Genomic DNA, 12,117 nt, shown 5'->3' on the forward strand with positions numbered 1-12,117 from the left:
TTAAAAAGAATACAGAATGACAGCATTAGAGATGTACGAAAAATCGGTAACGGGGAAGAAGGCTTTGGTTATTTTTTCAGGAGGGCAGGATAGCACAACCTGTTTGCTTTGGGCCCTTAAGCGTTTTGATGAGGTACGCGCCATTAGCTATCGCTATGGGCAGCGGCATGATGTAGAGCTGGACTTAGCCGCTGATATCTGCGCTCAGCTGGGGGTAGTGCAAACAGTCGTAGATCTATCGGCCCAATTTGCAGAGCTCAACGAGTCGGCATTGCTTACCGCTACCGAAGACGTGAACGAGGAAACCTCGCGTGGGCTTCCAGCTTCGTTTGTTCCTAACCGAAACCTTATATTTTTGGTATACGCCCACACTTTTGCTCAAAAAATTGGGTTTGACACGCTGGTTACTGGTGTTTGCCAAACCGACTATTCGGGCTATCCCGACTGTCGCTACGACTTTGTTCAGGCGGCTAAGAGCACCATGAATATGGCTAGCGAGGTGAACATAGAGGTTGAAACGCCAATTATGTGGCTTAATAAGGCTGAAACGTTTATGCTTGCTGATCTTTGCGGTGGGATTGATATCATCGTAGGTAAAACGCTTACCTGCTATAATGCAGAACTTACCATGAACCGCTACGGCTTTGGCTGCGGTAAGTGCAACGCCTGTTTACTAAGAGAAAAGGGCTACGACGAGTATGTTGCTATGAAAAGGTAGCGTTACAGTACGAGTTTATAAAAAAAGCGTAGGCGATTATTCGTCTACGCTTTTTTTATAAACTCATACTTCTGCTACTTAATGGTTACGGGCTCTACGGAGTATCCTTTCTTTTTTAAGAGCTCAACAACCCCGTTGCTTCCGGGTAAGTGTGCGGCACCAACAGCAACAAAGGCTCCTCCGTTGCCAATTATCTTCTCTAGGCGAGGAATCCAGCTTACGTTTCGATCGGTGATTAGCACTTGGCTAAACTGGGGAAAGTCCTTGTTTGACTTTTCCGTTAGCTCAGCAATCTTGTTGAGCTGCTGGTTTGTGTAGGCGTTGAGCAGCTGCTGGTACTCCTCTCTTGCCTTATTCATGTCCGACACCATCTCTACCAGCTGCTTTGCTTGTTGCTCCATTGGCAGCTTGTCGAAGGCGTCAACCTGTTCGGCAACGGTTTCGATTCCATCAACGGGCTTGCCCATTTGCTTGGCCGCTGCAAGGAGATGCTGCTCGTAGCTAATGGTAGAAGAGCCTACGATTTTGGGTAACAGTAGGCTGGTAAATACGAATGGCTTAAACGCGGTAACCTGTTCAAATGGTATGCCGGCCGAGTCTGATAGATATCGGGAAAGCTTCTTCACCTCTTCAGCCGTTAGGAGATCCTTCATGGTCTTCCCTTTTAGAACAATTAGTGAGGGGAGCGTTGCCAGCTCTTCGGTGCTGTCCATATCGATTTCGAGAACTAGCTTGTCCGACGATTTTAAGGCTTCGTTGATTGCTTCAGGAAAAAAGAACTGGCTTTGGGGTATTGAGTGGATGGTTCCAAAGATGTAGGTTGGCTTTGTAGACCCTTGGGAGGTGACTTTCCAAAGCAGCGAGGCCGATTGCGCCTGCGATCCAGCGGCAACGAGCATCACCCCAACAAATAGTAGCATTCTTTTTAGCAAAAAAGTTTTTTTCATCGTATAAGTATTTGGTTTTGGACGAAGCTATACAATCAGAACGACATAAACAACCTCTAGAAAAGAACTAAAAAGCGCATTAAGGTGTTCTTAATGTAGCGAGCAGTGGCTTGGGGGTTATGCAGTTTGTATTACATATTAAATTAGGAGGTAATGGTATGGGCTTAAAAATTGATGCTGCATTTCAGCGAAATGACAACCAACGTGTTTACTTCTTTATTGGGGAGTATGTTTATAGGTACGACCTTGAGATTTCGGATAAGCTAGATGCGGGGTATCCTCAAAAGATTAAGGATTACTGGCCCGGATTGCCTTATGATAGGGTTGATGCAGTTTTCAAGGCCAACCATGCCGATAAGCTCTACTTCTTTTCGGGCAATACCTACGTACGCTACGACATCTACGCCGAAAAGGTAGATGAAGGGTACCCCAAAAACATTAAGGAGAACTGGCATGGCGTTCCCTACGATTCTGTAGATACCGCCTGCGCCCGGATGAAGGTATTTGTTGACATCGATACCGAAATTTTTGACAAGGTTCTTCTGTTTAAGGGCGACGAGTATGTTGCCTACAACTTGGATATCGACAGAGTTGCCGATGGCTATCCGAAGAAAATTAAGGATGTGCTAACGGGGCTTCCTTTCGACCGATTCGATGCCATTTTCCAGCACCTCGATCATCCGTTGTTCTACATCTTTAGGGGCGACGAGTATATCGAGTACGACTTCGAGTTTAAGAAGGTGAAGGAGGGATTCCCTAAGAAAATTGCCGATAGGTGGAAGGGAATTGGCTAGAATAGGAGGGGAGCAGGCCTACAGCTGCTCCCTTTTTTATGGCTACAGCTCAACGCCAAAGCTGGCGAGCTGCTCCTTTAGCTGCTCTGCATCGGAAAAGCAAACGCCGTTAAGTCCTAGCTGCTGGCCTGCCTCCACGTTCTTTCGGTTGTCGTCTATAAAAATGGCCTCCGAGGGGGTTACCTTGTACCGCTCGAAGAGGATCTTGTATATCTTGGGGAACGGTTTTCGCGTCTTTTCGGCGCCCGAAACCACGATGCCATCGAACCAGTGGAGGAACTCGAAGTGGCGCATTGCGGTTGGGAACGTTTCGGCGCTCCAGTTGGTAAGGGCCAGCAGCTGGTATCCGTTGCGCTGCTTCAGCTGGCGTAGCACCTCTACCGTTTGGGCGTTAGAGCCGCCCAGCATCTCCTCCCAGCGGCCGTAGTAGGCCTCTATCCACTCGCGGTACTGGGGGTATTCGGCCACCTTCTCGGCAATGGCCTGCTCCCAGCTCTTGCCGGCATCCTGATTCTCGTTCCAGCTGTAGGGGCAAATCTCGGTAAGGAACCACCGCATCTTCTGCTCGTCGTTATCGAAAATCTTACGGTAAACGTACTCTGGATTCCAGTCGATGAGAACGCCCCCTAGGTCGAAAATGATTGTTTTGATGTTGTTGCCCATGATTCGGTTTTTTGGTGAACAGCAAATGTAGCAAATGAAAGCCTCGCTGGGCCGCGTTTACCAAACGTAAGCTCTGTTTATCGTTCTGTACGAATGGAGGAGATCTTTTACGACCCGAAGTAGTGCTCTGAAGGTTGTCGGAAGGCTAACATTACGTTATTTTGGAGCTCCGTAGGCCGACGGAGGGGCAAAACTGCGACCCGAGAGGTTACCTGTAGATGTTGCATTTTTCGTGACAAAAGTGTTGCGAAAAATACAAGTGTATTATTAATACTACATATTTTGTACTGAAAAATACAAGTGAAAAATTTGTGTTTAGTGTTATTAGATTAAAATTACAAGTGAATTTTATATCCACAGAATGAGGATTGAAAAAAAACACTTGTATTTTTTTGAATGCCATTTTTATCATGAAAAATACACTTGTAGTTTTTTTGATAAAAAATGATTTGAAAAATACACATTCTCCAGCAGTCCCAAACCGACATAAAATGGGCCTCCGAAAGGTGGCGGAGCCGTAAAGTAAGACTCCGAAGGGCTGCCGCAGGGTGGCAGAAGGCACTTAGGGCGCATGTTTGGGCTACCGACGGTTGGCGGAGGCTAAAAGTAGGAGCGGTTATGCCTCCTGTTGGGCGGCGAAGACCTGTGGCATTGCAGTAGGCCTGAGGCGGTGATGATTGCAGGCTATCGAACGTAAAAAAGGCGAATCCGGTATGAGGGTTCGCCTTTCGTATGCTTTGGGCTGTTGCTACTCGGGGAGGATGAGCGTTCCTGAGATGCGGCGGAGCTCCACCTCGGTATCCTTTAGGGTTACCTGAGCGTTTATTAGCCTGTACGAAACGTCGATAAAGCTCTTCTGCGTTTCGCGCATGTCGATGTCGCTAATGGAGCCCTGCTCGTAGGCCTTTAGGGCGATGTTCAGGTTTTTCTGCGCCAGCTCCAGCGCCTTCTTTTCGATGGCCACTACCGATTGGGCTGTGGTGTAAGCGTTGTAGGTTTTCAGGATGGCCGATCTTAGCTCCTGCTCCAGCTGCTGGGTGCGTACCTCCATGGTGCTGCTCTGCAGCTGGGCATTTTTAATGCTTCGGCGGGTATTAAAGCCGTTGAAAAGCGTTACACCAGCCGTTACGCCAACGTATGGGCCGTGGGTTTGGTACTTTTTGTTAGACGAGCTGGTGTAGTCGTACTTGTTGTAGCTGTAGCTGGTGTTGAGGCTAACGGTGGGCAGCATGGCCGATTTGGCATCCTTTACGTTTAGCAGCTGAATGGCGACCTCTTGGCGAGCCTCTATAAGGCTTGGGTTCTGCTCCATAGCCTTGGCCACAAGCTCCTGGTAGACTATTGGGCTGGCCGATAGGGGCTGTTCCTGTACCTCGAAGGCGGTTTCGGGGGCACGGCCTAGCAGCTGGTTGAGGTCGGCTTTTAGGTTGCTTAGGTTAAGCTGCTGCTGCACTAGGTTCGAGCTGTCGCTCTTGTAGTCTACCTCGGATTTTAGTAGCGTTACCTCGGATGCCGACCCGATGCTTCGGGCCGTTCGAGCAATCTTTACGCGCTGCTCGGAGATGCTTAGCGCTTCGTCAAACACCTTTACCAGCTGCTTCTGCTGGACAACGGCGTTGTAGGTCGATATGATTTGCGCGGTAGCGCTCTCCATGCTTGCTCTTAGGCTCGTTTCGCCCTGCTTCTGTAGGAGCGTAAGCTTATCTTTTGCGATAAACATGCCCATTCCATCGAAAAGCGTCCACGAAAGCGAGATGCCCGCCGAGGCGTTTACGGTGCGGGGATCTGCCGAAACGGTAGCTCCGTCGAGCTTGGTGGTTTCGTCGGACGATTTACGGATGTTTCCCCCTACCGAGGCATCGATGCGGGGAAGGAATCCTGCATTGCCGTACGTGTTGTTGTTGGTGGCAATGCTGTACTCGTTTTTGGCTATGCGGATGGAGTACCCATTTTCGAGCCCCAGCCTTACGGCATCCTGCAGGGTTAGCAGCTCCTGAGCCGAGGTGCCAATCCCGCAGCAGGCGCTGGCGATGAGCAGTAGTATTGTTTTTTTCATCCGAATAAAATTTTTTTAAGGTTGAATGCAATCCGCATAGCCACGCTTTCGTCATTTCTGTTTGCAGCGGCTAGCCATGCAGGTTGCAATGTTCGTTTCTTTACGGCACTAGCGGGTTTCTACTCCAGATCTTTGCTGTGCTTGATGTTGGCCGTCTTCTTCGACATGTAGGTGTATAGGGCCGGGATAACGTAGAGCGTTAGCACCAGCGCAAATATTAGTCCACCTACTACCGCAATACCTAATGGGATACGGCTGGTTGATGCCGCCCCAAGTGCAAGCGCAATCGGAAGGTTGCCAAACACAGTAGCCAAGCTGGTCATCAGAATAGGGCGAAGGCGGAGCGCGGAGGCCTCAATGGCGGCAGCGCGTAGGCTCATTCCTTCCTGCTTTTTCTGGTTGGCGAATTCTACAATAAGGATTCCGTTTTTGGTAACAATGCCTATCAGAACGATGATGCCAATCTGGCTAAAGATGTTCATCGTTTGCCCAAATAGCCAAAGCGAAAGCAGGGCTCCCGATAGGGCCAGAGGTACGGTAAACATGATGATAAGCGGATCGCGGAAGCTCTCGAACTGGGCCGCCAGAACGAGGTAGATCAGCACGATTGCAAGGATAAACGCGAAGTATAGGCTGTTCGAACTTTCCTCGAACTGCTGCGAAATACCCGATAGGGTGGTGGAGAAGGAGTCGTCGAGCGTTTCTTTGGCGATGCTTCGCATCTCGTCGATGCCTTGCCCCATGGTTTTGCCCGGAGCGGGGTTGGCCGATACGGTTGCCGATATGTAGCGGTTGTAGCGGAAGCGCTGCGGTGGCGTGCTCTCCTCGATGGTGGAAACAAGTTCGCCTAGCTGGATTAGCGCACCCGAGCTGCTGCGGATGAATATGCTCTTGATGTCGTCCGGGTCGTCGCGCAAGCTACGCGAGGCTTGGCCGATTACCTGGTACTGCTTACCGTTCATTATGAAGTAGCCGTAACGTTGGCCACTGAAGTAGAGCTGTAGGGCCTCCGATATGTCGGACACGGTAACGCCTGCCGATCGGGCCTTATCGCGGTCAATTCGTATCTGCATCTCGGGCTTGTTAAACTTCAGGTTAACGTCAACCGCTTGGAAAACGGGGCTAGCCTGCGCCTTATCTAGGAAGCGGGGAAGGTACTCCTTCAGCTTTTCGAAGTTGGGCGCTTGTATTACAAAGCTAACGGGCATTCCGCCACCTCTTCCGGTGTTAATGGTTTGCTCCTGAATGGCGAATGTCTTAGCAAAGTTGTTCTTTTTGGCTACGTCCGAGAGCATCTCTGCAATTTCCTGTTGCGAGCGCGAGCGCTCGGTCTTAGGCACTAGCGAAATTCTAATAAAGCCGTTGTTTACGCTCCCACCTCCATACGAGGTTAGGGCAATAACGCTTTCTACTTCGGGAATGGTATCTACAACTTGGGCTAGGTTTAGTATGTAGCTGTCCATTTTTTCGAACCCTGTACCCTCTGGTGCGGTTGCCATAAGCGACACACGCCCCTTATCCTCGAGAGGTGCAAGCTCCGAAGGGAGCATCTTTCCAATGAATAAGATAATGCCTAGCGAGATGAGCATTATTACAATGGCTAGCCATCGGTTATGTATAAATCGGGTTAGCGATTTTTGGTAGCTGCTGCTTAGCCATTCGAAGAATCGTTCCGAAAGCAGGTAGAACTTGCTCTGGCTCTTCTTGTGAACAAGAACTCGGGCGCACATCATTGGCGTTAGGGTCAACGATACGAAGCACGAGATGAGGATTGAAGAGGCAACAACAATACCAAATTCGCGGAATAGCCTACCCGTAACCCCTTCGAGGAAGATGATTGGGAAGAAAACGGCAATAAGCGTAATGGTGGTGGAGAGAACTGCAAAGAAAATTTCCTTTGTTCCCTCCATGCTGGCCTTGTAGGTATCTTCGCCACGCTCAATCTTTTTAAAGATATTCTCAAGAACAACTATCGCATCGTCAACCACAAGTCCTGTTGTGAGCACAACCCCTAGCAGCGTAAGCACATTGATGGAAAAACCGGCAACGTACATCACAAAGAAGCTGCCGATGAGCGATATTGGAATGGCTATAATAGGGATAAGCGTCGTTCTCCAGCTGCGGAGGAAGAAGAAGATAACCAGCACTACAAGAATGAAGGCGAGCAGAATGGTTTCCTCTACTTCAAATATTGCTTTGCGGATATTTGTGGTAACGTCCCAAACCGGGTTAATGCTGATATCCTTAGGGAGTTCCCTCTTTAGCTGCTCTACGCGCTTGTAAGCCTCGTTGGCAATTTCGATTTGGTTAGAGCCTGGTTGGGGAATTAGCGCAATGGCAACCTGAGGAACTAGCCCTTTGCCACGGTTAATGCTTCGTTCGTTTTCGGGCTTTAGGTTGGCAACGCCAACATCTCTAAGCTTAATAATGGAGCCATCGGCTTCTTTTAGTATCAGGTTGTTGAATTCCTCCACGGTGGTAAGCCTTCCAAGTGTTCGGATGCTTAATTCCATATTGTAGCCTTCAACGCGTCCGGCAGGCAGCTCAATATTTTCCTTTGCAAGGGCCGTACGGATATCGCTGGGGGTAATTTTGTAGGCCGCCATTTTTGCAGGGTCTAGTTCCAACTTCATCGCGTAGCGCTTTTCTCCCCAAATGGCAACCTGGCTTACTCCATTTATGGTTTGAAGCCTTTCTTTAAGAACGTTGTTTGCTAAGTCGGAAAGTTCCAATAAACCTCGCTTGTTACTTTGAACGGAGAACGATATTACCGGGTCGGAGTCGGCATCGGCCTTCGAAACAACAGGAGGGTCGACATCTTTGGGAAGTAGGCGGATTGCCTGCGAAACGCGGTCGCGCACATCGTTGGTGGCGCTTTCCATATCCTTCCCTAAATCAAACTCAACGGTAATTCGGCTTCTCCCATCCGAAGACGCTGATGAAAGCGATTTTATACCTTGAATACCGTTTATGGAAGCTTCGAGAGGTTCGGTGATTTGAGCCTCAATAACATCGGCATTTGCCCCTGTATAGCTTGTGTTTACGGTAACAACGGGAGGGTCGATGCTGGGATACTCGCGAATACCCAGGTAGCTAAATCCTACGAAACCAAAAAGAACGATTACAATGGAATATACCATTGTAAGAACCGGACGTTTTATGCTTGTCGAGTAAATGCTCATAGTAAACGATTAAGAGGTTAGGATCAGATTACTCGACTGTAACATTTACAGGCATTTCGTTCTTTAGCATCATAAGCCCTGTGGTAATTACGGTATCTCCTTGTGTAATCCCTTTGATAATTTCTACGTGGGTTCCTGTTCTAAAGCCTGTTCTTACTTCGGTAAGCACAGCCTTACCTCCTTTTACAACGTATAGGTTTTGAGTACCTAGCTGTGGAACTATGGTTTCAGCAGGAACAAGAAGTGCAACGCCTCCTTGTAGCGGAATGCTTACTTTAATGTATGATCCGGGTAAAAGTTTGTTTTTTACATTTGAGGCATACCCTCGAACCTTAACCGTTCTTGAAAGTTGGTCAATCTCGGGTTCTATGGCATATATCTTGGCTTTGTAATCGGCATCATCACCTTCAACAGTAAAGCTAATTTCTTGTCCTTTGAGGATAGACATGGAGTAGCGTTCGGGTAAGTTGAATTCAACTTTTAGGGGGTGGGTTTGTACCAGCTTCGCAATAGTGCTATTTTGGCTGACAAATGCACCTAGGCTTACGGTTCGGAGTCCCACGGTTCCATCAAATGGAGCCCGTATTTCTGTTTTGGCAATTTGTGCATGGGTCATTTGAATATCGGCACGAATAGCGTCGAGCGATGTTTTAGCTTGCTCGTACTCTTGTTGGCTTATTCCGTTCACCGCAAGAAGGGCTTTCTTTCTTTTTTCTTCATTGCTAAGCTGGGTTTCTTGTGCTATTTGACGCTTTAGGGTTGCTTGCAGATCAGCATCGTTAAGCTTTGCTAAAAGCGCTCCTTTCCTGATGGAAGCCCCTTCTGCGATGTTTAGAATCGTAATCTTACCTTGCGATTCTGCTTTTAGCTCAACCTGTTCATTTGCCAAAAGCGTCCCATTAAGCGAGACCTCGTCTTCTAGTTTTGAAGCCTTGGCAATAAGCGCATTAACGGCTAAAGGCTTTTTGTCCTTGTCTTTCCCTTTGGGTTTGCCTCCTTTTTGATTGGAGCAAGCTGTAATTAGCATAAATGATGCTAGAAGTAGCACTACTGTTTTTGAAGTTGCCTTTAAAGATTGCATGGGCTGTAACTTAGTTCACAAATAGATTTTAGTAACCTTTAGACGCGGTTCTTTTTGAAAACTTTTACTTCTCACATTGTTTTCTTACTTTTTTGAGGATAAACGCAAATGCTTATAGGTTGAATATCGTTAGATTAACAATCCTAGATGTGAGATTTCTAAGGTTGTATTAGTAAAAAAGGGTTGCAATTTCGGCCTCTTCTAAGATTTTGACGTCTCCAGAATTCATGTTGTCAATGTATAGTGGCCCTATTGCACTTCTAATAAGTCTTAAAGTAGGAAAACCTACGGCTGCCGTCATTTTTCTCACCTGTCGATTTTTGCCTTCTGTAATGGATAATTCAATCCAACTTGTAGGTACGTTAACCCTAAATCTTATTGGAGGAACTCGTTCTGGTAGCGTAGGTTCTACAATTCTATTGACTATTGCAGGACGTGTTTTATATTCTCCATTTATGTTTATAATAACACCCTTTCGTAGTTGCTCTATTGCTTCATCGCTAATCTCTCGATCTACTTGTACCCAGTATGTTTTTTTATAGTGATTTTTGGGACTTAGAAGTTTGCTGTTAAGACTTTTGTCGTTGGTAATTAAGAGCAAACCCTCGCTATCGTGGTCCAATCTTCCTACCGGGTAGGCATCTCTCGGGAAAGCAAAACCTAAATCGGCAAGAGTAGGCTTTTCGCCTTCCTTGCTAAACTGAGAGAGCATGCCATATGGCTTGTAAACTACAAAGTAGCAGAAGTTTTTACCGCTACTTTGCTTGCGTTTCTGTACTTTTACTCCCATCTCTCCCACTTTAGCAGTTCTGGTTTGAACTTATCCTTTGGTTTGTTTTCTCCAGAGGGATGTCCAACCGGAATAACGTTTAGCGGAATTACAAAATCTGGAAGATTAAGACATTTACTCACAAATTCGACTCTGTCGGTGTCAGGATAAACGCCAGTCCATACTGCTCCAAGTCCAAGAGATTCTGCCGCAAGCAGCAAGTTTTCAGTGGCAGCAGAGCAATCCACAACCCATTTGTTCTTATCCTCTTCTTTAGTCCTAGAGAGGTCGCCACATACGATAATGGCGCAAGGGGCGTCTTTTACCATTTTTGCATAGGGAAGCCCGTCTGAGAGTTGTATGAGCATTCCCTTCTGGGTAATAGCAATAAACGTCCATGGTTGCCTGTTTTTTGCTGATGGGGCAGCCATTGCTGCTCTCACGAGTAGTTCTATGGTTTCTCGCTCAATGGCTTGTTTTGAGTATTGGCGAACACTCTTTCTTTCAAGAATGCATTTAATTGTATTGTTCATTGTTCGTGCTTTTGGGTTGCCTTTCAAATTTAGTAAATGGCAGAGTAAACCTCAAAAAATAATTTGAGCCGTTTTATAAGTTATTGCTCTTGTTTACTTTTTAATTATAGAAGTAATTGACTGTGCAATTTTTTGCATGGTGTAATGTATTGATATATAATACTGTGTAAAACGCCATGCTTTTAATTTCTCTTCTGAATGTGATAATTGGCAAACTAGCACTACTTGCTGGTCAAAAAAGAGCCTACATTTGTAACAAAGACAGTGAATACTCTCAAAAAAAGTTTTGCTGCGATATCTAATGCTTGTTTTGAGACTTTCAACTTAATAAACACCATGAAGTTACAAGAACAGTTAAGTTAGTTTGTTCTGAAATTGCTTAAATGTTAGTTGGAAATTGATCGCTTAAAAAGGGAAACCGCTCAAATTCTTGAGCGGTTTCCCTTTTTAAGCGATCAAGGTAATTTCAGAATCTTTGATTTGCGATGTTAATTGTAAATCTCTATTGGGCTGTTTGTAGATGTTTGTAGCTTGTGTTAGTATATATTCCTAATTCGAACATCAATCTTTTTGTAAGTTTCTAATTTACTTTTCAACGCATTAAGGTCTGATCCTTTATAGTGATAAGGGTATACAATTTTAGGATTAATTATTTTGACGGTCGAATCAAACATGTTGATATCCATTGTGTAAGGTAGGTTTAATGGTATGAATGCGACATCAATCTCTTTTAAATTTGCCATCTCTGGGACATCCTCAGTGTCGCCCGCTACATAAAACTTTTTATTTCCGATTGTTAGTACATAACCGTTTCCTTCTCCTTTTGGATGAAATAAAGTTCCATTGTCTGTTTTATGTTTGATATTGTATGCAGGAACTGCTTCAACGTTTATCCCAAGTATGATCTTTTTCTGCCCGTTCTTTAGTATGATTGCTGGCTTTATATTGCTGTACTGTTCTGGTGCAACAATTATTGTGTTTTTTGTTGATAAACGCTCTATTTCTTTTGCATCAAAATGGTCAAAATGACTGTGAGTTATAATAATAGCATCGGCTTTAAGAGGGGTGGCTTCCTTTGTAAAGGCCTTGCATGGGTCTATGTATATATTTTTGCCATTAAATTGCAACAGTAGGCTGGCATGTCCTAAAAGCGTAATGTTTAGGTCGCCTTCATTTGTCGTAAAAGTTTCTTTGTTATTTGCCTGCTTAAACGATAGTATCCCCATAAGGATGGCGCTTAGAATCAGCAAGTGTTCAAATTTTGTAGCCATTGGAGTTTTTGTTTTTATGGCAAGATAAAAAATGTCTGTTTTAGATGCGCTTCCAAATGAAAAAAGACCGCTTACTTGCGGCCTTTTTTGCATTATGAATAAC

Annotated in this window: 10 protein-coding genes; 2 read left to right on the top strand and 8 right to left on the bottom strand. The window is 45.9% G+C overall.

All coding sequences use genetic code 11. The features are described 5' to 3' along the window. Nucleotides 1–16: 16 nt before the first annotated feature. The gene (queC, locus tag CLV25_RS10840) at nucleotides 17–718 is read left to right on the top strand and encodes a 7-cyano-7-deazaguanine synthase QueC (protein WP_207895642.1); all 702 of its coding nucleotides are present in this window, start codon (nucleotides 17–19) and stop codon (nucleotides 716–718) included. A 74-nt stretch (nucleotides 719–792) separates the two neighbouring features. Here queC and CLV25_RS10845 read toward each other — a convergent pair whose 3' ends face one another. Next, the gene (locus CLV25_RS10845; RefSeq protein WP_131839673.1) at nucleotides 793–1,665 is read right to left on the bottom strand and encodes a TraB/GumN family protein; all 873 of its coding nucleotides are present in this window, start codon (nucleotides 1,663–1,665) and stop codon (nucleotides 793–795) included. 158 nt (nucleotides 1,666–1,823) lie between these two features. Here CLV25_RS10845 and CLV25_RS10850 point away from each other — a divergent pair, with 158 nt between their 5' ends. Further along, nucleotides 1,824–2,459, top strand: a complete 636-nt coding sequence (locus CLV25_RS10850) for a hemopexin repeat-containing protein (RefSeq protein ID WP_165877065.1) — start codon at nucleotides 1,824–1,826, stop codon at nucleotides 2,457–2,459. A gap of 42 nt (nucleotides 2,460–2,501) precedes the next feature. Here the strand turns inward: CLV25_RS10850 and CLV25_RS10855 are convergent, their stop codons facing one another. The 7 genes from CLV25_RS10855 to CLV25_RS10885 all read right to left on the bottom strand — a co-directional run bounded on the left by CLV25_RS10855 (nucleotide 2,502) and on the right by CLV25_RS10885 (nucleotide 12,107). Then, the gene (locus CLV25_RS10855) at nucleotides 2,502–3,122 is read right to left on the bottom strand and encodes an HAD family hydrolase (protein ID WP_131839675.1); all 621 of its coding nucleotides are present in this window, start codon (nucleotides 3,120–3,122) and stop codon (nucleotides 2,502–2,504) included. A 748-nt stretch (nucleotides 3,123–3,870) separates the two neighbouring features. Next, entirely contained in the window at nucleotides 3,871–5,178 is a 1,308-nt protein-coding gene (locus tag CLV25_RS10860; protein WP_131839676.1) for a TolC family protein, read from the bottom strand. 119 nt (nucleotides 5,179–5,297) lie between these two features. Continuing rightward, nucleotides 5,298–8,360 carry an efflux RND transporter permease subunit gene (locus CLV25_RS10865; RefSeq protein WP_131839677.1) on the bottom strand — a complete coding sequence of 1,021 codons (3,063 nt, stop codon included), beginning with the start codon at nucleotides 8,358–8,360 and terminating at the stop codon, nucleotides 5,298–5,300. A gap of 28 nt (nucleotides 8,361–8,388) precedes the next feature. Further along, nucleotides 8,389–9,441 carry an efflux RND transporter periplasmic adaptor subunit gene (locus CLV25_RS10870; RefSeq protein WP_131839678.1) on the bottom strand — a complete coding sequence of 351 codons (1,053 nt, stop codon included), beginning with the start codon at nucleotides 9,439–9,441 and terminating at the stop codon, nucleotides 8,389–8,391. A 169-nt stretch (nucleotides 9,442–9,610) separates the two neighbouring features. Beyond that, the gene (locus CLV25_RS10875) at nucleotides 9,611–10,231 is read right to left on the bottom strand and encodes a pseudouridine synthase (protein ID WP_131839679.1); all 621 of its coding nucleotides are present in this window, start codon (nucleotides 10,229–10,231) and stop codon (nucleotides 9,611–9,613) included. Then, nucleotides 10,222–10,743: a nitroreductase family protein gene (locus tag CLV25_RS10880; protein ID WP_131839680.1), complete on the bottom strand. Its 522-nt coding sequence runs from the start codon at nucleotides 10,741–10,743 to the stop codon at nucleotides 10,222–10,224. Before CLV25_RS10880 ends, CLV25_RS10875 begins: the two co-directional genes overlap by 10 nt. 536 nt (nucleotides 10,744–11,279) lie before the next feature. Continuing rightward, entirely contained in the window at nucleotides 11,280–12,107 is an 828-nt protein-coding gene (locus CLV25_RS10885) for an MBL fold metallo-hydrolase (protein ID WP_131839681.1), read from the bottom strand. Nucleotides 12,108–12,117 lie beyond the last annotated feature (10 nt).

It is taken from the genome of Acetobacteroides hydrogenigenes (genome assembly GCF_004340205.1).
In the GTDB taxonomy this organism is placed as follows: Bacteria; Bacteroidota; Bacteroidia; order Bacteroidales; family ZOR0009; genus Acetobacteroides; species Acetobacteroides hydrogenigenes.

Excerpts from the sequence above, each read along its gene's own strand:
- queC (WP_207895642.1), top strand. The coding sequence starts at position 17 with ATGACAGCATTAGAGATGTACGAAAAATCGGTAACGGGGAAGAAGGCT.
- CLV25_RS10845 (WP_131839673.1), bottom strand. The coding sequence starts at position 1,665 with ATGAAAAAAACTTTTTTGCTAAAAAGAATGCTACTATTTGTTGGGGTG.
- CLV25_RS10850 (WP_165877065.1), top strand. The coding sequence starts at position 1,824 with ATGGGCTTAAAAATTGATGCTGCATTTCAGCGAAATGACAACCAACGT.
- CLV25_RS10855 (WP_131839675.1), bottom strand. The coding sequence starts at position 3,122 with ATGGGCAACAACATCAAAACAATCATTTTCGACCTAGGGGGCGTTCTC.
- CLV25_RS10860 (WP_131839676.1), bottom strand. The coding sequence starts at position 5,178 with ATGAAAAAAACAATACTACTGCTCATCGCCAGCGCCTGCTGCGGGATT.
- CLV25_RS10865 (WP_131839677.1), bottom strand. The coding sequence starts at position 8,360 with ATGAGCATTTACTCGACAAGCATAAAACGTCCGGTTCTTACAATGGTA.
- CLV25_RS10870 (WP_131839678.1), bottom strand. The coding sequence starts at position 9,441 with ATGCAATCTTTAAAGGCAACTTCAAAAACAGTAGTGCTACTTCTAGCA.
- CLV25_RS10875 (WP_131839679.1), bottom strand. The coding sequence starts at position 10,231 with ATGGGAGTAAAAGTACAGAAACGCAAGCAAAGTAGCGGTAAAAACTTC.
- CLV25_RS10880 (WP_131839680.1), bottom strand. The coding sequence starts at position 10,743 with ATGAACAATACAATTAAATGCATTCTTGAAAGAAAGAGTGTTCGCCAA.
- CLV25_RS10885 (WP_131839681.1), bottom strand. The coding sequence starts at position 12,107 with ATGCAAAAAAGGCCGCAAGTAAGCGGTCTTTTTTCATTTGGAAGCGCA.